The 20,634-nt window shown below is 63.7% G+C and carries 20 protein-coding genes; 4 read left to right on the top strand and 16 right to left on the bottom strand.

Going from position 1 to position 20,634, the window contains the following annotated elements; genetic code table 11:
* Nucleotides 1-13: 13 nt before the first annotated feature.
* The 4 genes from BM154_RS04370 to ispF are packed head-to-tail and all read right to left on the bottom strand — an operon-like array spanning nt 14 to nt 2,947.
* On the bottom strand, nt 14-682 hold the full coding sequence (locus tag BM154_RS04370) for a protein-L-isoaspartate(D-aspartate) O-methyltransferase (RefSeq protein WP_070884090.1): 669 nt from the start codon (nt 680-682) through the stop codon (nt 14-16).
* Nucleotides 679-1,431 carry a 5'/3'-nucleotidase SurE gene (surE, locus tag BM154_RS04375; protein WP_074881150.1) on the bottom strand — a complete coding sequence of 251 codons (753 nt, stop codon included), beginning with the start codon at nt 1,429-1,431 and terminating at the stop codon, nt 679-681. Before surE ends, BM154_RS04370 begins: the two co-directional genes overlap by 4 nt.
* Nucleotides 1,419-2,477, bottom strand: a complete 1,059-nt coding sequence (gene truD, locus BM154_RS04380) for a tRNA pseudouridine(13) synthase TruD (RefSeq protein WP_074881151.1) — start codon at nt 2,475-2,477, stop codon at nt 1,419-1,421. The genes surE and truD overlap by 13 nt, the downstream gene beginning before the upstream one ends.
* Nucleotides 2,474-2,947, bottom strand: coding sequence for a 2-C-methyl-D-erythritol 2,4-cyclodiphosphate synthase (ispF, locus tag BM154_RS04385; protein ID WP_074881152.1), 474 nt, complete (start codon nt 2,945-2,947; stop codon nt 2,474-2,476). Before ispF ends, truD begins: the two co-directional genes overlap by 4 nt.
* Before the next feature lie 217 nt (nt 2,948-3,164).
* Here ispF and BM154_RS04390 point away from each other — a divergent pair, with 217 nt between their 5' ends.
* Entirely contained in the window at nt 3,165-3,722 is a 558-nt protein-coding gene (locus BM154_RS04390; RefSeq protein WP_074881153.1) for a Dps family protein, read from the top strand.
* 134 nt (nt 3,723-3,856) lie between these two features.
* Here the strand turns inward: BM154_RS04390 and fghA are convergent, their stop codons facing one another.
* Together fghA and BM154_RS04400 are read right to left on the bottom strand one after the other, a co-directional pair.
* Nucleotides 3,857-4,702, bottom strand: a complete 846-nt coding sequence (gene fghA / locus BM154_RS04395; RefSeq protein ID WP_074881154.1) for an S-formylglutathione hydrolase — start codon at nt 4,700-4,702, stop codon at nt 3,857-3,859.
* Nucleotides 4,703-4,761: 59 nt separating this feature from the next.
* Nucleotides 4,762-5,874, bottom strand: coding sequence for an S-(hydroxymethyl)glutathione dehydrogenase/class III alcohol dehydrogenase (locus tag BM154_RS04400; protein ID WP_074881155.1), 1,113 nt, complete (start codon nt 5,872-5,874; stop codon nt 4,762-4,764).
* Nucleotides 5,875-5,999: 125 nt separating this feature from the next.
* Here BM154_RS04400 and BM154_RS04405 point away from each other — a divergent pair, with 125 nt between their 5' ends.
* Together BM154_RS04405 and BM154_RS04410 are read left to right on the top strand one after the other, a co-directional pair.
* Entirely contained in the window at nt 6,000-6,887 is an 888-nt protein-coding gene (locus BM154_RS04405; protein ID WP_074881156.1) for a LysR substrate-binding domain-containing protein, read from the top strand.
* Between the two features lie 141 nt (nt 6,888-7,028).
* Nucleotides 7,029-7,343, top strand: a complete 315-nt coding sequence (locus BM154_RS04410; protein WP_279626207.1) for an HPF/RaiA family ribosome-associated protein — start codon at nt 7,029-7,031, stop codon at nt 7,341-7,343.
* Between the two features lie 14 nt (nt 7,344-7,357).
* Here BM154_RS04410 and ispD read toward each other — a convergent pair whose 3' ends face one another.
* From ispD to BM154_RS04435, 5 genes are all read right to left on the bottom strand, one after another.
* The gene (gene ispD / locus BM154_RS04415; RefSeq protein ID WP_074881158.1) at nt 7,358-8,068 is read right to left on the bottom strand and encodes a 2-C-methyl-D-erythritol 4-phosphate cytidylyltransferase; all 711 of its coding nucleotides are present in this window, start codon (nt 8,066-8,068) and stop codon (nt 7,358-7,360) included.
* A complete protein-coding gene (gene ftsB / locus BM154_RS04420; protein WP_074881159.1) occupies nt 8,065-8,343 on the bottom strand; it encodes a cell division protein FtsB in 279 nt (92 codons plus the stop codon). The genes ispD and ftsB overlap by 4 nt, the downstream gene beginning before the upstream one ends.
* 155 nt (nt 8,344-8,498) lie before the next feature.
* Complete coding sequence (gene eno / locus BM154_RS04425) at nt 8,499-9,788, bottom strand: phosphopyruvate hydratase (RefSeq protein WP_074881160.1); 1,290 nt, start codon at nt 9,786-9,788, stop codon at nt 8,499-8,501.
* Nucleotides 9,789-9,926: 138 nt separating this feature from the next.
* Nucleotides 9,927-10,772: a 3-deoxy-8-phosphooctulonate synthase gene (gene kdsA, locus BM154_RS04430; protein ID WP_074881161.1), complete on the bottom strand. Its 846-nt coding sequence runs from the start codon at nt 10,770-10,772 to the stop codon at nt 9,927-9,929.
* Nucleotides 10,773-10,775: 3 nt separating this feature from the next.
* Nucleotides 10,776-12,365 (bottom strand): CTP synthase, encoded by a 1,590-nt coding sequence (locus tag BM154_RS04435; protein ID WP_244157095.1) that lies wholly within the window; start codon nt 12,363-12,365, stop codon nt 10,776-10,778.
* Here BM154_RS04435 and BM154_RS24360 point away from each other — a divergent pair.
* Entirely contained in the window at nt 12,292-12,477 is a 186-nt protein-coding gene (locus BM154_RS24360) for a hypothetical protein (RefSeq protein ID WP_236101343.1), read from the top strand. The genes BM154_RS04435 and BM154_RS24360 overlap by 74 nt on opposite strands.
* A 221-nt stretch (nt 12,478-12,698) precedes the next feature.
* On the opposite strand, the gene tilS is transcribed toward BM154_RS24360, so the two are convergent.
* From tilS to lpxB, 5 genes are all read right to left on the bottom strand, one after another.
* Nucleotides 12,699-14,009, bottom strand: coding sequence for a tRNA lysidine(34) synthetase TilS (tilS, locus tag BM154_RS04440; protein ID WP_074881163.1), 1,311 nt, complete (start codon nt 14,007-14,009; stop codon nt 12,699-12,701).
* 73 nt (nt 14,010-14,082) lie between these two features.
* Nucleotides 14,083-15,033: an acetyl-CoA carboxylase carboxyl transferase subunit alpha gene (gene accA, locus BM154_RS04445; protein ID WP_070884104.1), complete on the bottom strand. Its 951-nt coding sequence runs from the start codon at nt 15,031-15,033 to the stop codon at nt 14,083-14,085.
* Between the two features lie 241 nt (nt 15,034-15,274).
* Nucleotides 15,275-18,814 (bottom strand): DNA polymerase III subunit alpha, encoded by a 3,540-nt coding sequence (gene dnaE / locus BM154_RS04450; RefSeq protein ID WP_074881164.1) that lies wholly within the window; start codon nt 18,812-18,814, stop codon nt 15,275-15,277.
* A 75-nt stretch (nt 18,815-18,889) separates the two neighbouring features.
* The gene (gene rnhB, locus BM154_RS04455; protein WP_074881165.1) at nt 18,890-19,498 is read right to left on the bottom strand and encodes a ribonuclease HII; all 609 of its coding nucleotides are present in this window, start codon (nt 19,496-19,498) and stop codon (nt 18,890-18,892) included.
* The gene (lpxB, locus tag BM154_RS04460) at nt 19,498-20,631 is read right to left on the bottom strand and encodes a lipid-A-disaccharide synthase (RefSeq protein ID WP_074881166.1); all 1,134 of its coding nucleotides are present in this window, start codon (nt 20,629-20,631) and stop codon (nt 19,498-19,500) included. Before lpxB ends, rnhB begins: the two co-directional genes overlap by 1 nt.
* Nucleotides 20,632-20,634 lie beyond the last annotated feature (3 nt).

A 20,634-nucleotide genomic window follows, 5' to 3' on the forward strand; every position in this document is an offset into this window, starting at 1 on the left:
CGATCGGTTTGAATCAGGCCAATGGGCCGTTAAGCAGAGGCACGAACCGCACTGCATCGAGTACGTGCCGGGAGAAACCCTGTTCCTCGCGAATAATCAGTAACAGTTGCTGAACGTCACCTGAACCGACCGGAATCACCAGGCGGCCACCGGGTGCCAGCTGATCCAGCAGGGCCTGTGGCACTTCGGATGCCGCAGCGGTAACAATGATGCCGTTGTAGGGCGCCAGTGCCGGCCAGCCCTCCCAGCCATCGCCCCAGCGAAACACCACGTTGCGCAGGCTCAGTTTGACCAGACGTTCCTTCGCCCGTTCCTGCAAACCCTGAATGCGCTCGACCGTAAATACCCGCTCGACCAACTGCGCCAGGATCGCCGTCTGATAGCCGGAGCCGGTACCGATCTCCAGCACCTTGTCCAGCGGGCCGGCAGCCAGCAGCAGCTCGCTCATGCGCGCTACCATGTAGGGTTGCGAGATGGTCTGGTTGTGGCCGATCGGCAGCGCCGTGTCTTCGTAGGCACGATGGGCCAGGGCTTCGTCGACGAACAGGTGGCGCGGCGTACGGCGAATCACCTCGAGTACCCCGGCGTTGGACAGGCCCTCGTCGTACAGGCGTTGAATCAGCCGTTCGCGAGTGCGCTGCGAGGTCATGCCAATCCCGTGGCGGTCATGCTCCCGGTTCATGTCATCAACCCCTCCAGCCAGGGTTTGAGGCGATTGAGGCCATCCTGATAGGTGCGGTCGAGCAGTAGCGGCGTGACCGATACGTAGCCCTGCATCACGGCATGGAAATCGGTCCCCTCGGCACCATCCTCGATATCGCCGACCGCTGCGATCCAATAGCCGGCCTTGCCCCGCGGGTTGACGTCCCTTACCGGTGCGGCGGCACGGGCACGATGGCCCAGGCGGGTCAGCTGCACGCCACGGATATGGTCGAGCGGCAGGTTCGGTACGTTGACGTTCAGCACCGTGCGTGGCGGCAGGTCGAGCTGCTCGTGGGCCGCCACCAGCTTGCGGGCGAAATGGGCTGCCGTGGGCAGGTTTTCGGCCGAGCGGGAAAGCAGCGAGAACGCGAACGCCGGGCGGGCCAGGACGCGACCTTCCAGCGCGGCGCCGACGGTCCCCGAATACAGCACGTCGTCGCCCAGGTTGGGGCCCAGGTTGATGCCCGCCACGACCAGGTCCACCGCCTCGGGCAGCAGGCCGTTGATGCCCAGGTGCACGCAGTCGGTGGGGGTACCATTGACGCTGATGTAACCGTTGGCCAGGGTGCAGGGGTGCAGCGGCCGATCGAGGGTCAGCGCACTGCCGGCACCGCTGCGATCGCCATCCGGGGCGATCACCGTGCAATCGGCGTAATCGGCGAGCGCAGCGTGCAATGCGGCGAGGCCCGGTGCGGCCACGCCGTCATCGTTAGAAATCAGAATACGCATGGGTTGTCCGTCTGCCCTGCAGGCAAAAGGTCGACGATTTCGCGCACCAGTGCGGTGGCGAAACATCCAGCCGGCAGGACGAATTCCAGTTGCAGAATGTCAGGCTCGGGATAATGCCACGTCAAACCGCTAATGGGGAGGCGCAGGATACGCCGTTCGTGCGCCATGTCCGCTTGTGCGAGCCACTGGGCTAGCAGCGCCTCGGTCGCGGCTATCCGCTGCTCGAGTAGCCCGGTGTCACCCTGCGCAGGCGAAGCCCCCGCGCCCCACAGCGGCCCGGTGGGATGCAGGTCCAGCTGGGCCAGCCGAGGATCCTGACATTCCGCCTCGCCCGCCGGGAAAAAGCTGCGACTGTCGGTGAATGCCAGCAGGTCGCCAGGCCGCGCCTGGTTCCAGTTGCCGGCCGCCACGCGCTCGGCCAGTACCCGATTGAATATGAAGCTGCGCGCGGCCGACAGCACCCGCGACCGCACATTGCGCTTTTCCGGCAGCTCGCCGCGCTCGGCGAAGTGGCGGGCGTGGGCGACGTTACCGCCCTCGTGCCCGAAACGCTGGGCACCGTAGTAGTTGGGAATGCCCTGCTCATTGATACGTTGCAGGCGCCGATCCAGTACCGTGTGATCGGCCTGCAACTGGCTCAGCCGCAGAGTGAAGCCATTGGCCGCATGGGCGCCGCGCTGCAGCTTGCGGGCGTGACGCACCTGCTTGAGGATCGCCAGGGTATCGTCCTGGGCGGCCGCCAGATCAGGATCGTGCTTGCCCGGCAGGTGGATGCTGAACCACTGCCGGGTGAGCGCGTGGCGATCCTTCAAGCCGGCATAACTGACCATCCGAATGGCCACGCCAGCGGCCCGTGCCAGGCGGCGCGCGGCGTCCTCGGTGTTGAGGCCGCGTTTCTCGACCCACAGCCATAGGTGCTCACCCGCCCCGGACAGCTCGATGTCCAGCACCTCGTCGACCTGGAAATCCTCGGCCGTGGCCTTGAGAACGGCCAGGCCGCAGGGTTCGCCATGGGCGCGCGGGCCAAGCAGTTCCGACTCGGTCATGGGCGGACCAACAAGGCAACGGCGTGCACGGCGATGCCTTCTTCGCGCCCTACGAAACCCAGCTTTTCCGTGGTGGTGGCCTTGACGTTGACCTGATCCAGCTCGACCTGCAGGTCTTCGGCGATCAGCGCGCGCATGGCCTCGATATGCGGCGCCATCTTCGGCGCCTGGGCCTCGATGGTGGCGTCGACGTTGCCGACGGCCCAACCCTTGGCGTGCACCAGGCCGAGTACATGGCGCAGCAGCACACGACTGTCGGCGCCCTTGAAGTTCGGGTCGGTATCGGGGAAGTGCTTGCCGATATCACCGAGCGCCACCGCGCCCAGCAGCGCGTCGCTCAGGGCATGCAGCAGCACGTCGCCATCGGAATGGGCGACCAGGCCGAACCTGTGGGCAATGCGCACCCCGCCCAGGGTGATGAAATCCCCTTCGCCGAACCGGTGCACGTCGTAACCATGGCCAATCCGCATGAGCCGCTGCCCTCGCAAAAAGGCCGATTCTACCCGAAAGCTCGGCGCAAGGCGGCTTTGCCCGGCAACCGAGGCAGACAAGGTGGCGCATTTACCTGCAGGTGCTCGCAACGAACGCCCCCTGCGCCGATGACCACGAAGAAAAACATGGGAATGTTTTTGCGCTTCCGGGAGTCGACAAGAAGTAGCAGAATTTCCAGCAACCATGGAGAGCATCATGGCCGTAGCAAAAAAACCGGCAGTCGCTAAACCCCAGTCCAAAGCCGCGCCGAAGACCGCGCCGTCGAAACTCAAGGGCGATGGCCTGAACATCAACACCAGCGTTGATGGCGGTGCCCGCGAAAAAGTCGCCGAGGCGCTGACCAAGGCAGTCGCCGACAGCTACACCCTGTACGTGAAGACCCTGGGTGTGCATTGGAACGTGCAGGGTGCCAACTTCTATGGCCTGCATAAGCTGACCGACGGGCAGTACAACGAACTGCATCAGGCGGCCGACGAAATCGCCGAACGCATCCGTGCCCTGGGCAAGCTGGTACCGACCGGCGGAGAGACCTTCCGCTCCCTGACCGTAATCGACAACGAGGCGCCCCACGGGACTACGCCACAAATGATCAAGCAGCTGGTGCTGGACAACGAGACCGTTGCCCGGCGCATGAGTGAATTCGCGGAACTGGCCGAAGAGGCTGGCGACCTGTTCACCCATGACATGCTGGTAGCGCGTATCGGCGTGCATGAGCAGAATGCCTGGATGTTGCGTTCCAGCCTGGGCGAATAACCGTCCGCGTTAGAAAAAGGGCGCTGCAGATTTGATCTGCAGCGCCCTTTTTTATTCATTGCATCCAGTCGCGCATCGCGGGCATGGGCTGGGCGCCCCCGCCCGCGAAATGCTTTTACCATCGATCAGAGGCCTCAGCCCGCCAGCGCCTCGGCATGATGACGCAGATGGTCCTCGATGAAACTGGCGATGAAATAATAGCTGTGGTCATACCCTGGCTGCAGGCGCAGTGTCAGCGGATGGTTCGCCGCCTTGGCCGCTGCCTCCAGTGCATGGGGCTTGAGCTGTCCCTCGAGGAAGTCATCGCGATCGCCCTGATCGACCAGCAGCGGTAACTGCTCGGTGGCCTCGGCGATCAGCAAACTGGCATCCCATTCGCGCCAGCGCGAGCGGTCTTCACCCAAATAGTTGCTGAAGGCTTTTTCGCCCCATGGACAATTGACCGGGTTACTGATCGGTGAGAAGGCCGAAACCGATCGGTAGCGTCCCGGATTCTTCAGCGCACAGATCAGTGCGCCATGGCCGCCCATGGAATGCCCGGCGATGGCACGCTTGTCGGAGACCGGGAAATTGGCCTCGATCAACGCTGGCAGTTCCTGCACCACGTAATCGTACATGCGGTAATGGCGCGACCAGGGCTCCTGGGTGGCGTTGATGTAGAAGCCGGCTCCCAGGCCGAAATCATAGGCGCCGTTGGCGTCGTCCGGCACGCCGTCACCCCGCGGGCTGGTATCCGGCGCGACGATGATCAACCCCAGTTCAGCGGCCATGCGTTGGGCACCGGCCTTCTGCATGAAGTTCTCGTCGCTGCAGGTCAGGCCGCTCAGCCAGTACAGCACCGGCAGCTTGGCGCCCTGTTCGGCCTGCGGCGGCAGGTAGACAGCGAACACCATGTCGCAGTTGAGGCTCGAAGAACGGTGCCGGTAGCGCTTGTGCCAGCCGCCGAAGCTCTTGTTGCTGGAAACGATTTCCAAGGTCATGACGAATCCTCACGGGGCGGCGGGCAGGCCATCGGCAGATAAGCTGCCCGCCCCACTGATCAGTAGTGGATGACGGTGCGGATGCTCTTGCCTTCGTGCATCAGGTCAAAAGCTTCGTTGATCTGCTCCAGACCCATGGTGTGAGTGATGAAGGTGTCCAGCGGAATCTCGCCGCTCTGCGACTTCTCCACATAGCTCGGCAGTTCGGTGCGGCCCTTGACGCCACCGAAGGCGCTGCCACGCCACACCCGACCGGTCACCAGCTGGAACGGCCGGGTGCTGATCTCCTGGCCAGCACCTGCCACGCCGATGATCACGCTTTCACCCCAGCCCTTGTGCGCACATTCGAGCGCCGCGCGCATCAGTTGCACGTTGCCGACGCACTCGAAGCTGTAATCCACGCCGCCGTCGGTCAACTCGACGATGACATCCTGAATCGGCTTGTCGTAATCCTTCGGGTTGACGAAATCGGTGGCACCCAGCTCACGGGCCACGTCGAACTTGGCCGGGTTGATGTCGACGGCGATGATCCGCGAGGCCTTGGCCATCTTGGCGCCAATGATCGCTGCCAGGCCGATGCCACCCAGACCGAAGATCGCCACGGTAGCGCCCTCTTCCACCTTGGCGGTGTTGAGCACTGCGCCGATCCCGGTGGTCACGCCGCAACCGAGCAGGCAGACCTTTTCCAGCGGCGCTTCCTTGGGAATGACCGCCAGGGAGACTTCCGGCAGCACGGTGTACTCGGAGAAGGTCGAGCAACCCATGTAGTGGTAGATCGGCTTGCCGTTGTAGCTGAAGCGCGAGGTGCCATCGGGCATCAGCCCCTTGCCCTGGGTGGCGCGCACCGAGCTGCACAGGTTGGTCTTGCCGGACAGGCAGAACTTGCACTTGCGGCATTCGGCGGTGTACAGCGGAATCACGTGGTCACCCACGGCTACCGAGGTCACCCCCTCGCCGATGGCTTCGACGATGCCGCCGCCTTCATGGCCCAGGATCGACGGGAACACGCCCTCGGAGTCGGCGCCAGACAGCGTATAGGCGTCGGTATGGCAAACGCCGGTGGCGACGATACGCACCAGCACTTCACCGGCCTTTGGCGGCTCGACATCCACTTCGACGATTTGCAGCGGCTCGTTGGGCGCAAAGGCTACGGCGGCGCGCGACTTGATCATGCTCTGATTCTCCAGGTGAGATAACAATGGCGAGCAGTGTAATAGAGCCACCACTAGAGATAATCAGGCAAAATGCAAAACATTATTGCCCATCAGGGATAATCCTTTTTTAACGAGGAGCTAGCATGAATCGCTGGGAAGGCCTGGACGAATTCGTGGCCGTCGCCGAATGCGGCCAGTTCAGCGCAGCGGCCGAGCGCCTGGGCCTGTCGTCTTCCCAGGTGAGCCGGCAGATCGCTCGCCTGGAAGAGCGCCTGCAAACCCGGTTGTTCTACCGCACCACGCGCAAGGTGGCGCTGACCGAGGCCGGCCAGACGTTCCTGCAGCACTGCCAGCGGCTGCAGGACGCCCGCGAGGAAGCGCTTAACGCCATCGGCGATCTGGGCAGTGAGCCAAAGGGCTTGCTGCGCATGACCTGCGCGGTGGCCTACGGCGAGCGCTTCATCGTTCCGCTGGTCACCGCGTTCATGGCGCGCCATCCACGCCTGTCCGTGGACATCGAACTGAGCAATCGCACCCTCGACCTGGTCCAGGACGGCTTCGACATCGCCATACGCCTTGGCCGCCTGCCGGACTCGCGCATGCTGGCGACCCGCCTGGCACCTCGGCGCATGTACCTGTGCGCGTCGCCTGATTACCTGCAGCGCTATGGACGCCCGCACAGTCTTTCCGAACTGGTCCGGCACAATTGCCTGGTCGGCAGCAGCGATGTGTGGACCTTCCAGCTCGACGGTCGCGAAGCCTCCCAGCGCATCCAGGGCAACTGGCGCTGCAACAGCGGTCAGGCCGTGCTGGAAGCTGCGTTGGCGGGGCTCGGCTTATGCCAGCTGCCGGACTACTACGTGCTCGAGCATCTGCGCAGCGGCGCCCTGGTATCGCTACTCGATAATCATCAGCCACCCAATACCGCGGTATGGGCGCTCTACCCCCAGCAGCGGCATCTATCGCCCAAGGTCAGGCAACTGATCGACGCATTACGTTACGGTCTCGCTCAACGCGCCGAATACGCCTGATTGCCGCGTCTCCAGGCTGGCGCTCACGGAATGTCACAACCCGACCGCGAACCCCTTCGCCCCCGGCCCGTCGTAACCCCTGAGGCCCTCGTTTTGGGGCCGTTGCTAAGCCACCAGCATGAGGACAGGATTATGCAGGTCATGGTCAACAGCGGAAAACACGTCGACACCTCCATGGCATTCAAGACTGACATTCGCGGGCGAGTGCGCGACAAATTGCAGCGCTACGAGGAACACCTGACCCGGGTGGAAATTCATCTCTCGGATGAAAACGCCTTGAAGAGCGGCCCTCAGGACAAGCGCTGCAAGGTCGAGGCGCGCATGAAGGGCCGTGATCCGATGTCGGTGTCCTTTGACGCCTGCGAGCTGCAGCAGGCCATCGACGGCGCCATGAACAAGCTCACCTCGGTGCTGGAGCGAAACATCGGCAAGAATGCCAAGAAGTGGCTCAACTGAGATGCCGCGGTGACTCAGTGGCGGCCTCGCCAGAGGCGCTCCAGATAGTGCAAGTCTTCCGGGCGGGTGACCTTGAGGTTGTCCGCCCGGCCCTCGATCAGGCGCGGCGCCTGCCCGGCCCACTCCATGGCCGAGGCCTCGTCGGTGACCACAACATCCGAGACCAGGGCTTCGGCCAGCGCCTGATGCAGGGCGCCAAGGCGGAACATCTGCGGCGTATAGGCCTGCCAGATCGGTGAACGATCGATGGTTTCGCGTACCCGACCATCGCTGCCCACGCGCTTGAGGGTATCTCGGGCCGGGACGGCGAGTAGCCCGCCTACCGGGTCGTCGGCCAATTCGGCCAGTAGAAGATCGAGATCGGACTGTGCCAGGTTGGGGCGCGCGGCGTCGTGCACCAGCACCCAGTCCTGCTCACCTGCTCCCAGCTCGGCCAGACGCAGCAAGGCATTGAGTACCGAGTCGGCACGTTCGGCACCGCCGGCGGCGATATGGATTCGCCCATCGCGGGCACAATCGAGGGCCGGCCAGAAGGGGTCGCCTTCGGCCAGGCTGACCACCACGCCACGCAGGCAGGGGTGATCGAGAAAACAGTGCAGGGTATGCTCGAGAATGCTTTTGCCGGCCAGTTGCAGATACTGCTTGGGCTTGTCGGCGCGCATGCGGCTGCCGATGCCGGCGGCCGGAATCACCGCCCAGAAAGGCGGCAGATCAGGTGTGTTCATTCAGCCAACTGATAGAGGGTTTCGCCGTCCTTGACCATGCCCAGCTCATGGCGGGCGCGCTCTTCGACGGTTTCCATGCCTTTCTTGAGCTCCATCACTTCGGCGTCGAGAATGCGGTTACGCTCGAGCAGGCGCTCGTTCTCGCCTTGCTGTTCGGCAATCTGCTGCTGAAGTTCTGTCACCTGCGCCAGACTGCCCTCGCCCACCCACAGGCGATACTGCAAGCCTGCAAGCACAAGGATCAGAACGAGAAATAGCCAGTAGGGACTACGCATGGCAGGTGAGGCACTCGGGTAGGAAAGGGTCGCTAAAGCGGACATCCGTGGATTCTCCCTGCCTCGCCGCTATCCGGCAAGGCCGCCAGATCGACGTGGTGGTGCTCCAGCACGCCCGCGCGGCAAGGCGTAACGCCCCGCCGCGCGAACCTGACTCAGCCGCGGAACTCGCCGCGACCGCGGTACGGCGCCTTGGCGCCCAGTTGCTCTTCGATACGCAGCAGCTGGTTGTACTTGGATACGCGGTCGGAACGGCACAGCGAACCGGTCTTGATCTGACCAGCGGCAGTACCCACGGCCAGGTCGGCGATGGTGCTGTCTTCGGTTTCGCCGCTGCGGTGCGAGATCACCGCGGTGAAGCCGGCGGCCTTGGCCATCTGGATGGCTTCCAGGGTTTCGGTCAGCGAGCCGATCTGGTTAAACTTGATCAGGATCGAGTTACCGATACCCTTGTCGATGCCTTCCTTGAGGATCTTGGTGTTGGTCACGAACAGGTCGTCGCCGACCAATTGAACCTTGGCGCCGATCTTGTCGGTGAGGATCTTCCAGCCCGCCCAGTCGGACTCGTCCAGGCCATCTTCGATAGAGATGATCGGGAAGCGCTCGGTCAGGCCCTTGAGGTACTCGGCGAAACCTTCGGCGTCGAAGGACTTGCCTTCGCCGGAGAGGTTGTACTTGCCGTCCTCAAAGAACTCGGAAGCCGCGCAGTCCAGAGCCAGGGTCACGTCGCTGCCCAGCTTGTAGCCGGCATTGGCCACGGCTTCGGCAATCGCCGACAGCGCGTCTTCGTTGGAGGCCAGGTTCGGTGCGAAACCGCCTTCGTCACCCACGGCGGTGCTCAGGCCACGGGCCTTCAGTACAGCCTTGAGGTGGTGGAAGATTTCGGTGCCCATGCGCAGGCCGTCGGAGAAGGTCTTGGCGCCAACCGGCTGAACCATGAACTCCTGGATGTCGACGTTGTTGTCGGCGTGCTCGCCGCCGTTGATGATGTTCATCATCGGCACCGGCATGGAGTACTGGCCTGGTGTGCCGTTGAGGTTGGCGATATGCGCGTACAGCGGCAGGTCCTGGTCCTGGGCAGCGGCCTTGGCGGCAGCCAGGGACACGGCGAGGATGGCATTGGCGCCCAGTTTGGCCTTGTTCTCGGTGCCGTCGAGATCGATCATGGTCTTGTCGAGTGCTTTCTGGTCGACCGGGTCCTTGCCCAGCAGCGCATCGCGAATCGGGCCGTTGATATTGGCCACGGCCTTGAGCACGCCCTTGCCCAGGTAACGGCTCTTGTCGCCATCACGCAGTTCCAGCGCTTCGCGCGAACCGGTGGAGGCACCCGACGGCGCGCAGGCGCTGCCAACGATGCCATTGTCGAGGATTACGTCCGCTTCCACGGTGGGGTTGCCACGGGAGTCGAGAACCTCACGACCCTTGATGTCGACGATCTTTGCCATTCTTGTAAGCTCTCCAGAAGTTGTCGAAAACACACTGCAGCATTCGTAGGCCACCGACCACGCGCGATGGCAGCCAGGCGGATATACAAACCCGGCCAACGGGCCGGGCGGTGAAACGGACGAGACCGGGAAACGCCCTCAGGCGGTTTCGATCGGATCCTGACTCTTGATCAGATCATCCAGCTGCTTGAGCTGAGCGAGAAACGGCTCAAGCTTGTCCAGGCGCAGGGCACAGGGCCCGTCGCACATGGCGTTTTCCGGATCCGGATGCGCCTCGAGAAACAGCCCCGCCAAGCCCTGGCTCATGCCGGCCTTGGCCAGCTCGGTGACCTGGGCGCGACGCCCGCCGGCGGAATCCGAGCGACCGCCCGGCATCTGCAGGGCGTGGGTAACGTCGAAGAATACCGGGTACTCGAAGGCCTTCATGATGCCGAAGCCCAGCATGTCCACCACCAGGTTGTTGTACCCGAAGGAGGAGCCACGTTCGCAGAGGATCAACTGATCGTTCCCGGCTTCGACACACTTGGCGAGAATATGTTTCATCTCCTGGGGTGCCAGGAACTGCGCTTTCTTGATGTTGATTACCGCGCCGGTCTTGGCCATGGCCACCACCAGGTCGGTCTGTCGGGACAGGAAGGCCGGCAACTGGATGATGTCGCAGACATCGGCCACCGGCTGCGCCTGGTGCGGCTCGTGTACGTCGGTGATCACCGGCACGCCGAAGGTCCTCTTCACTTCCTCGAAGATCTTCATGCCCTCTTCCAGGCCGGGGCCGCGGAAGGAGGTCACCGAGGAGCGATTGGCCTTGTCGAAGCTGGCCTTGAATACGTAAGGGATGCCGAGCTTGTCGGTAACCCGCACATATTCCTCGCAGGCGCGCATGGCCAAGTCACGGGACTCCAGCACGTTGATGCCGCCGAACAGCACGAAAGGCTTGTCGTTGGCGATGTCGATCTTGCCAACACGAACGGTCTTCTGCGCCATGGGTCAGGCCTTCTTCGCTTGGTGCGCCAGTGCAGCGTTGACGAAACCGCTGAACAGCGGGTGGCCGTCACGCGGCGTGGAGGTGAACTCGGGGTGGAACTGGCAGGCCACGAACCAGGGGTGATCCGCGCTCTCGACCACTTCGACCAGGGCGCCGTCACCGGAGCGACCGGTGACCTTGAGGCCTGCCTCGATCAGCTGCGGCAGCAGGTTGTTGTTCACTTCGTAACGATGACGATGGCGCTCGACGATCACGTCCTTGCCGTAGCAGGCATGTACCTGGGAGTTCGGCAGCAGCTGGCAGTCCTGGGCACCCAGGCGCATGGTGCCGCCCAGATCGGAAGCTTCGGTACGCGACTCGGTAACCCCGGTGGCGTCCTGCCATTCGGTGATCAGGCCGACCACCGGGTGGCCGCTGGCGATATCGAATTCGGTGGAGTTGGCATCGCTCCAGCCCAGCACGTTACGGGCGAACTCGATGACCGCCACCTGCATGCCGAGGCAGATACCCAGGTAGGGAATCTTGTTCTCGCGGGCATATTTGACCGTGGTGATCTTGCCTTCCACGCCGCGCAGACCGAAGCCGCCCGGCACCAGGATGGCATCGACGCCCTGCAGCAGGTCGGTGCCCTGGTTCTCGATGTCTTCGGAGTCGATGTAGCGAAGGTTGACCTTGGTGCGATTCTGGATGCCGGCGTGGCTCATCGCTTCGATCAGCGACTTGTAGGCGTCCAGCAGCTCCATGTACTTGCCGACCATGGCGATGGTGACTTCCTTCTCCGGGTTCAGCTTGGCATCCACCACGCGGTCCCACTCGGAGAGGTCGGCGCCGCGGCAATCCAGGCCGAAACGCTCGACGACGAAGTCGTCCAGACCCTGGGCATGCAGCACGCCGGGGATCTTGTAGATGGTGTCGACGTCTTCCAGGCTGATCACCGCGCGCTCTTCGACGTTGGTGAACAGAGCGATCTTGCGACGCGACGACACGTCGATCGGGTGATCGGAGCGGCACACCAGCACGTCAGGCTGCAGGCCGATGGAACGCAGTTCCTTGACCGAATGCTGGGTCGGCTTGGTCTTGGTCTCGCCGGCGGTGGCGATGTACGGCACCAGGGTCAGGTGCATCAGCATGGCGCGCTTGGCGCCCACTTCCACGCGCAGCTGGCGGATGGCTTCGAGGAACGGCTGCGACTCAATATCGCCAACCGTACCGCCGATCTCGACCATGGCCACGTCGGCGTCGCCGGCACCCTTGATGATGCGCCGCTTGATCTCGTCGGTGATGTGCGGGATGACCTGAATGGTCGCCCCCAGGTAGTCGCCACGGCGCTCCTTGCGCAGTACGTCTTCGTACACGCGGCCGGTGGTGAAGTTGTTGCTCTTGGTCATGGTGGTACGGATGAAGCGCTCGTAGTGACCTAGGTCGAGGTCGGTCTCGGCGCCATCGTGGGTGACGAACACCTCACCATGCTGGAACGGGCTCATGGTGCCCGGATCGACGTTGATGTACGGATCCAGTTTGAGCATCGTGACCTTCAGGCCCCGCGCCTCCAGGATTGCCGCCAAGGATGCCGAGGCGATGCCTTTCCCCAATGAAGAAACAACACCACCCGTGACGAAAATGAAGCGCGTCATGAAAAACCCTAAGAAGTCAGCAGTGGCGGTCGAGCCGCCGGGGAGCAGAGAAGGCCTTGGTTCACCTTAGCAAACATGGCGAACCATGCCGGCAAATAGCAAACATCCACCGCTTCCGGAAGAAGCAGCGAATACCTGAATAGAGACGGGAGCGTAGTCTACCGGAAAGGTCCCGAAGGGGGAAGAACGGCAAGCCGGCACCGCGCGAAAACAGCTGCTGGCAGAATTCCGGCATCACGGGAAATGCCTTGTGAATCCGCCGCTTAGCTTCGAACACATGGCCTCAGGCAGTCACCCCTGCGCCACTGGCTGCACCACAGAGGATATCTGCCAACGCAGCTCACCAATGGCCGGATCGAGCGGCAAATTGGCCACCGCAACGACCTGGCCATCGCGCCGCAGCAGCGGCAGCCGGGGGCGAATGAACTCGGGCACACCCGCTTCCTGCAACAAGCGCTTGAGATCACGCCGGCCACGGCCCGGCACATTGAGCACTTCACCACCCTGCCGGTAACCGATGCTCAGCCGTCCATCCGGAAGCCGCCCGGAAAACTCGACGACGCCATTGCCAGGCAACTCGAGGGGCTGGGGCACTTGCGGCCAAGGCTGCTCGTCTTTGGACCAGGGCAACAGCCAGGCAGCGCCCAGCCACAGCAGCTGATCACCATGGCGGCGCAGCTCGCCGCTTTCCAACCGCCATACCGGCGCCCCATCGAGGGCGGCGTCACGCAGATCGGTCCAGCCCTGCCAATGGCGACTGTCCGGCAGGCGCGTCTCGGTGCCCAGCCAGTGCCTGAGCACATTGCGCTGCCGTGCGTCGGACAGTTGGCGCAGCGCCGGTAAATCGAGACAGGGAATGGTCAGCCAGGCAACGCCCAACTGGCCAAGGCAGCGCTGCAGATCGAGCGCGGCAAGGTCCTCCAGCAGCTCCTGCGCTTCGGCCTGATGCGCCGCCGCACGGGCCAGCACCGTGGAGGCCGCCGGCCAGTGCGCAGCCAGACGCGGCAGAATGTCCTGACGCAGGAAGTTGCGGGCAAAGCCGCTGTCGCTGTTCGAAGGGTCTTCCACCCATCCCAGGCCCTGGCTGGCCGCGTAGGTCTCAAGCACCTTGCGTGGTATATCCAGCAGCGGCCTGACGGCATGCCCTTGGCCCAGTCGACGACTGTGCGCCATCGCCCCCAGCCCCCGCACGCCGGCGCCACGCAGCAACCGATAGAGCAGGGTTTCCGCCTGGTCGTCCTGATGCTGGGCCAGCAGCAGCACCTCACCCGGCACCATCAGAGAGGCGAATGCCGCAAAGCGCGCCTCGCGAGCGGCGCGCTCCAGGCTGGCCCCAGGTGCCACCTGCACAGGCTCGATAGCCAGGGCGATGCCCCACTCATCGCAAAAGCGCTGGCAGTGCGCAGGCCATTGCTCGGCGGCGGCCTGCAACCCGTGATGCACGTGAACGGCGCGGATCGGCGGCAGCTCATGGTGCCGGGCGGCCTTGGCCAGCACATGCAGCAGCACGGAGGAATCGAGCCCGCCGGAAAACGCTACCCGCCAGAGCGGCGCATTACGCCATGGCGCGAGGCGCGCCAGCACGGTGGATTCGAGAGACATGGGGATCAGTGAAGCGACCCCGCAAGCATGACGGCCATCAGGGCGATTGGCCTGCTTGCGGGGTAGGACGGCATCAGGCGATGCCGTAGCTCATCAGGCGCTCGTAGCGACGGGCCAGCAGCGCGTCGGTATCGAGCTTGCGCAGGTCTTCGAGCTGAGCGACCAGGGTCTGGCGGATCGATTCGGCAGCAGCGCCCGGATCGCGGTGTGCACCACCCAGGGGCTCGGCGATCACCTTGTCGACGATGCCCAGTCCCTTCAGGCGCTCGGCCGTGATGCCCATGGCCTCGGCAGCTTCCGGCGCCTTCTCGGCAGTCTTCCAGAGGATCGAGGCGCAACCTTCCGGCGAGATCACCGCATAGGTCGAGTATTCGAGCATATTGAGGTTGTCGCACACACCGATGGCCAACGCGCCGCCGGAGCCGCCCTCACCGATCACGGTGGAGATGATCGGCGTCTTCAGGCGCGCCATGACGCGCAGGTTCCAGGCGATCGCCTCGCTCTGCCCGCGCTCTTCGGCGTCGATGCCCGGGTAAGCACCCGGGGTATCGATGAAGGTCAGGATCGGCATCTTGAAGCGCTCGGCCATTTCCATCAGGCGGCAGGCCTTGCGGTATCCTTCCGGGCGCGGCATGCCGAAGTTGCGACGCACCTTCTCACGCACTTCGCGGCCTTTCTGATGACCGATGACCATCGCCGGCTGGCCGTTGAGGCGTGCGACACCGCCAACGATGGCCGCATCGTCGGAGAAGTGGCGGTCGCCATGCAGTTCGTCGAACTCGGTGAAGATGTGCTGCAGGTAGTCCAGGGTATACGGACGCTGAGGGTGACGCGCGAGGCGAGCGATCTGCCAACTGGTCAGATTGCTGAAGATGCTCTCGGTGAGCGTGCTGCTCTTGTCCTGCAGGCGGGCGATTTCGTCGCCGATGTTCAGGGAGTTGTCGTTACCAACCAGGCGAAGCTCTTCGATCTTGGCTTGCAGGTCGGCAATCGGCTGTTCGAAATCGAGATAATTCGGGTTCATAGGCATCCGTCATGCGTCGACGGCCAAAAGGGCCGGGGAGCGTGTATCCAATTGGCGCCTACCTTATAGGAACAGGCGCCTTCAGGTCGACACCTGCAGTGCACGTCCGGCGAAAATGCCGGCAAATGCGCCAGGCATTCGCACGGCGGCAAATCATAAGATCTGCTCACGCCAGGGGCAAACATGCAGGGTCAGGGCCGAAAAGGCGCGGCCTGAGCCCACCTTTCCAGCGCCGCCATTTTCAGCGGTATTGCAGGAAGACGTTGTCTCGCCCGAACTGGTCACGCAAAGCTTGAATCAAGCTGTCGGCCGGGTCGATTCGCCACTCCTCGCCAAACTGCAGCAGGGCTTTGGCATCGGCGCCAGTGTAATCCAGGGTAATCGGGCAGGCGCCACGGTGACGTTGGCACAGCTCGCCCAACCAGCGCAGCCGATCGCCCTTCAGCGCCGTGGCCTGTACCTTGACCCGCAGGCTCTCGGCCAGGCCGGTGCGCGCCTCTTCCAGGCTCATCACCCGCTTGGCGCGCAGCCGCATGCCACCGGAGAAATCGTCGTTACTGACCTCCCCCTCCACCACCACCAGGGCGTCGCTCTGCAGCAAGGCCTGGTTACTGGCAAAGGCATCGGCGAACAGCGAGGCTTCGATGCGCCCGGAACGGTCGTCCAGGGTGATGAAGCCCATCTTGTCGCCCTTCTTGTTCTTCATCACCCGCAGGTTGACGATCAGGCCGGCTACGGTCTGGGTATCGCGTGCCGGCTTCAGGTCGACGATGCGCTGACGGGCAAAGCGCCGTACTTCGCTTTCGTATTCATCGATCGGGTGGCCGGTCAGGTACAGGCCCAGGGTGTCCTTCTCGCCCTTGAGGCGCTCCTTGAGGGACAGCTCACGGGCCTTGCGATGGTTGGCATACACATCCGCCTCCGGGCTGGCGAACACCCCGCCGAACAGATCCATATGCCCGCTATCGTGGCTGCGTGCTGTCTGCTCGGCTGCCTGTACCGCCTCTTCCATCGCGGCCAGCAGCACGGCTCGGTTGCGATCGATATTGGCCTGGTAGGCCTTGATCTCGTCGTGGAAATGCGGGCCCAGGCGGTCGAGCGCACCGCTGCGGATCAGCGCTTCCATGGTGCGCTTGTTGATGCGCTTGAGGTCGACCCGCGAGCAGAAATCGAACAGGTCCTTGAACGGGCCGTCCTGGCGCGCCTCGACGATGGCTTCCACCGGCCCTTCGCCGACCCCCTTGACCGCACCCAGGCCATAGAGAATCCGCGGCACGTTGTTCGCGTCGTGGCTGACGGTGAACTTGAACTCCGAGGCATTCACATCCGGCGGATCGATGCGCAGCTTCATGCTGCGGCATTCCTCGATAAGGATCACCACCTTGTCGGTGTTGTGCATATCCGCCGACAGCACCGCGGCCATGAAGGGCGCCGGGTAATGGGCCTTCAGCCAGGCGGTCTGGTAGGAGACCAGGCCATAGGCGGCCGAGTGGGATTTGTTGAAGCCGTAACCGGCGAACTTTTCCACCAGGTCGAAGATGTTGCCGGCCAGCTCGGCGTCGATGCCATTGTTGGCACAGCCCTCGATGAAGCCGCCGCGCTGCTTGGCCATTTCCTCGGGCTTTTTCTTGCCCATGGCGCGGCGCAGCATGTCCGCCTGGCCAAGGGTGTAGCCACCCATGACCTGGGCGATCTGCATCACCTGTTCCTGGTAGAGAATGATCCCGTAGGTGGGCTTGAGCACCGGCTCCAGGCCCGCGTACTGGTAATCGGGGTGCGGATAGGACAGCTCGGCGCGACCATGCTTGCGGTTGATGAAGTCGTCCACCATGCCGGACTGCAGCGGGCCGGGGCGGAACAGCGCCACCAGAGCGATCATGTCTTCCAGGCAGTCGGGCTTGAGCTTCTTGATCAGCTCCTTCATGCCCCGCGATTCGAGCTGGAACACCGCGGTGGTCTCGGCCTTCTGCAGCATCTGGTAGGTCGGCTTGTCATCGAGGGGGATGAAGTCGATGTTGACCAGATCCTCTTCGGCCACCCCGGCGGCGCGCTGGTCGCGGTGGATGGTTTCCAGCGCCCACTTGATGATGGTCAGGGTACGCAGGCCGAGGAAGTCGAACTTCACCAGGCCAGCCTGCTCGACGTCGTCCTTGTCGAACTGGGTCACCAAGCCGGCGCCCTCTTCGTCACAGGCAATCGGCGCGAAGTCGGTCAGCTTAGTCGGCGCGATCACCACGCCACCGGCGTGCTTGCCGGTACCACGCACGATACCCTCGAGCTTCAGGGACATGTCCCAGATCTCGGCCGCCTCTTCGTCGACCTTGAGGAAGTCGCGCAGCGGCTCCTCCATCTCGTAGGCCTTTTCCAGGGTCATGCCGACCTCGAAGGGAATCATCTTCGACAGACGATCCGCCAAACCGTAGGACTTGCCCTGCACCCGCGCCACGTCGCGGACCACCGCCTTGGCGGCCATGGAGCCGAAGGTGATGATCTGGCTTACTGCGTTGCGGCCATATTTTTCGGCCACGTAGTCGATGACCCGGTCACGGCCGTCCATGCAGAAGTCGACGTCGAAGTCGGGCATCGATACCCGCTCGGGGTTGAGGAAGCGCTCGAACAGCAGGTCATAGGCCAACGGATCGAGATCGGTGATCTTCTGCACGTAGGCGACCAGCGAGCCGGCACCTGAACCCCGGCCGGGACCGACCGGCACGCCGTTGTTCTTGGCCCACTGGATGAAGTCCATGACGATCAGGAAGTAACCAGGGAAGCCCATCTGGATGATGATATCCAGCTCGAAATTCAGGCGGTCGATGTACACCTGCTTCTTGGCGTCGTAGTCCGGGGTATCCTTGGGCAGCAGGACTTCCAGGCGCTCCTCCAGGCCGTCGAAGGACACCTTGCGAAAGTATTCGTCGATGGTCATGCCTTCCGGCACCGGGAAGTCCGGCAGGAAGTACTTGCCCAGCTGCACGTCGATATTGCAGCGCTTGGCGATCTCGACGGTGTTCTGCAGCGCATCGGGCAGGTCACTGAACAGCTCGGCCATTTCCTCTGGCGACTTCAGGTACTGCTGGTCGGAGTAGATCCGCGGCCGGCGCGGGTCGTCGAGAATGCGCCCTTCGCCGATGCACACACGGGTTTCGTGGGCCTCGAAATCACTCTGTTTGAGGAAGCGCACGTCGTTGGTGGCGACCAGCGGCGCGCCCATCCGGTCCGCCAGGGCCACAGCGGCGTGCACGTGTTCCTCGTCGTTGACCCGGCTGGTGCGCTGCACCTCGAGATAGAAACGCTCCGGGAATACCGCCTGCCACTCCTGCAGCAGGGCCTCGGCCCTGGCCTGTTCGCCGTCGAGCAGCGCATGGCCGATCTCGCCCTCCTTGGCGCCAGACAGGGCGATCAGCCCCTCGCTGGCGGCTTTCACCCAGTCGCGCTGAATGATCACCAGATCGTTGCTCTGCCCATCGCTCCAGCCACGCGACACCAACTCGGTCAGGTTGCGGTAGCCCTTGGGGTTCATCGCCAGCAGGGTCATTCGGGTCAGCGGGCCATCTTCGTAGGCACTGGCCAGCCAGATATCGGCGCCGCAGATCGGTTTGATACCGGCGCCCATGGCAGCCTTGTAGAACTTCACCAGCGAGCACATGTTGCTCATGTCGGTGACCGCCACGGCGGGCATGCCGGCGCCGGCTACCGCCTTGACCAGCGGCTTGACGCGAACCAGGCCGTCGACCAGGGAATATTCGGTGTGCAGGCGAAGATGTACGAAGGAAACAGCCATGAAGAAGCCCTGCAGGAAAAGCGACAAAACGCGGATTGTACCGTAACTGGAGTGACCTACAGCGGGCTGAATGGCTCAGAACGCGGTCACGGCTTCCAGCAGGCGGCGTACCGGCGCAAAGGAGCGCCGGTGGATGGGAGTCGGGCCCAGACGGGTCAGGGCCTCGAGGTGAACGGGTGTTGGGTAGCCCTTGTGCAGGGCGATGCCGTACCCGGGGTAAAGCAGGTCAAGCTCGCGCATTTCCCGATCACGACTGACCTTGGCGAGAATCGAGGCCGCAGCAATCGCCGGCACCTGGGCGTCGCCGCCGATCACCGGCGCGCTGGGCACCGCGAGTTTCGGGCAGCGGTTGCCGTCGATCAGCGCCAGTTTCGGCTGCACGGCGAGACCTTCGACCGCACGCTGCATGGCCAGCATGGTGGCGTGCAGGATATTCAGGCGGTCGATCTCTTCCACTTCCGCCCGGGCAATGCACCAGGCCAGGGCTTTCTCGCGAATTTCATCGAACAGCTTTTCGCGCCGCGCCTCGCTGAGCTTCTTCGAGTCGTTGAGGCCGAGAATCGGCCGCGCCGGGTCGAGAATCACCGCCGCAGTGACCACCGCACCACAGAGTGGGCCGCGACCGACCTCGTCGACCCCGGCCACCAATTCCTCGACCGTGGCGAAATCCAGACCCAGTTGCATCAGCTGCGCCCCACCAGATCGAGAACCGCGGCAGCCGCCCGTTCGGACGCATCGCGGCGCAGGGTGCGGTGAATGGCATCGAAGCCTTCGGTCTGCACCTCGCCGTCAACCAGCAGCGGCGACACCGTCTGGGCCAGGGCCTCGGCGGTTGCCGCATCCTGAATCAACTCGGGCACCAGCAGCCGCTGGGCGAGCAGATTGGGCAGCGAGATGTACGGGCTCTTCACCAGACGCTTGAGAATGCTGAAGGTCATCGGCGCGACGCGGTAGGCCACCACCATCGGCCGCTTGTAGAGCAGCGCCTCCAGGGTAGCCGTGCCGGATGCGATCAGCACCGCATCACAGGCGGCCAGGGCGTCGTGGGAGCGGCCGTCGAGCAACTGCAGCGGCAGGTCACGACTACCGAGCATCTGTTCGAGCTGCTGGCGACGCTCCGGGCTGGCACAGGGGAGCACGAAGCGCACGCCGGGGCGCAGCGCCCGCAGGCGCTCGGCGGCATCGAGAAACAGGCTGCCGAGGCGCGCCACTTCACCGCCGCGGCTGCCCGGCAACAAGGCCACCACCGGCGCCTCGAGCGGCAGGCCGAGCGCTTCGCGCGCCGCGGTACGGTCGGCTTGCAGGGGGATGGCATCGGCCAGCGGGTGGCCGACAAAGCACACCGGCACCTGATGCGCCTCGTAGAACTGCGCCTCGAAGGGAAACAGGGTGAGCATCAAGTCGCAGGCATCGCGAATCTTCAGCACGCGCTTCTGCCGCCAGGCCCAGACGGATGGGCTGACGTAATGCACGGTGCGAATGCCGGCCTGGCGCAACTTGAGTTCGACGCCCAGGGTGAAGTCCGGCGCATCGATGCCGATGAACACATCGGGCTTGCGTTCGATCAGGCTGGCGATCAGGCGGCGACGGCGCGACAGCAACTCCGGCAGCCGGCCCAGCACTTCGACCAGGCCCATGACCGCCAGGCGCTCCATGGGGAAATCGCTGACCAGGCCCTCGGCCTGCATGCGCGGACCGCCGACACCAATGAACTCGACGTTCGGGTGCTGCACCTTGAGCGCCTGCATCAGCCCTGCACCGAGAATGTCGCCGGATGCCTCGCCGGCAACCAGCGCGACACGCAATACCTCAGCCATGGG

The sequence above is a fragment of the Phytopseudomonas argentinensis genome, from assembly GCF_900113905.1.
GTDB lineage: Bacteria > Pseudomonadota > Gammaproteobacteria > Pseudomonadales > Pseudomonadaceae > Aquipseudomonas > Aquipseudomonas argentinensis.

Coding starts and splice junctions, on each gene's coding strand:
- BM154_RS04370 (WP_070884090.1), bottom strand. CDS start 682: ATGAACCGGGAGCATGACCGCCACGGGATTGGCATGACCTCGCAGCGC.
- surE (WP_074881150.1), bottom strand. CDS start 1,431: ATGCGTATTCTGATTTCTAACGATGACGGCGTGGCCGCACCGGGCCTC.
- truD (WP_074881151.1), bottom strand. CDS start 2,477: ATGACCGAGTCGGAACTGCTTGGCCCGCGCGCCCATGGCGAACCCTGC.
- ispF (WP_074881152.1), bottom strand. CDS start 2,947: ATGCGGATTGGCCATGGTTACGACGTGCACCGGTTCGGCGAAGGGGAT.
- BM154_RS04390 (WP_074881153.1), top strand. CDS start 3,165: ATGGCCGTAGCAAAAAAACCGGCAGTCGCTAAACCCCAGTCCAAAGCC.
- fghA (WP_074881154.1), bottom strand. CDS start 4,702: ATGACCTTGGAAATCGTTTCCAGCAACAAGAGCTTCGGCGGCTGGCAC.
- BM154_RS04400 (WP_074881155.1), bottom strand. CDS start 5,874: ATGATCAAGTCGCGCGCCGCCGTAGCCTTTGCGCCCAACGAGCCGCTG.
- BM154_RS04405 (WP_074881156.1), top strand. CDS start 6,000: ATGAATCGCTGGGAAGGCCTGGACGAATTCGTGGCCGTCGCCGAATGC.
- BM154_RS04410 (WP_279626207.1), top strand. CDS start 7,029: ATGGTCAACAGCGGAAAACACGTCGACACCTCCATGGCATTCAAGACT.
- ispD (WP_074881158.1), bottom strand. CDS start 8,068: ATGAACACACCTGATCTGCCGCCTTTCTGGGCGGTGATTCCGGCCGCC.
- ftsB (WP_074881159.1), bottom strand. CDS start 8,343: ATGCGTAGTCCCTACTGGCTATTTCTCGTTCTGATCCTTGTGCTTGCA.
- eno (WP_074881160.1), bottom strand. CDS start 9,788: ATGGCAAAGATCGTCGACATCAAGGGTCGTGAGGTTCTCGACTCCCGT.
- kdsA (WP_074881161.1), bottom strand. CDS start 10,772: ATGGCGCAGAAGACCGTTCGTGTTGGCAAGATCGACATCGCCAACGAC.
- tilS (WP_074881163.1), bottom strand. CDS start 14,009: ATGTCTCTCGAATCCACCGTGCTGGCGCGCCTCGCGCCATGGCGTAAT.
- accA (WP_070884104.1), bottom strand. CDS start 15,033: ATGAACCCGAATTATCTCGATTTCGAACAGCCGATTGCCGACCTGCAA.
- dnaE (WP_074881164.1), bottom strand. CDS start 18,814: ATGGCTGTTTCCTTCGTACATCTTCGCCTGCACACCGAATATTCCCTG.
- rnhB (WP_074881165.1), bottom strand. CDS start 19,498: ATGCAACTGGGTCTGGATTTCGCCACGGTCGAGGAATTGGTGGCCGGG.
- lpxB (WP_074881166.1), bottom strand. CDS start 20,631: ATGGCTGAGGTATTGCGTGTCGCGCTGGTTGCCGGCGAGGCATCCGGC.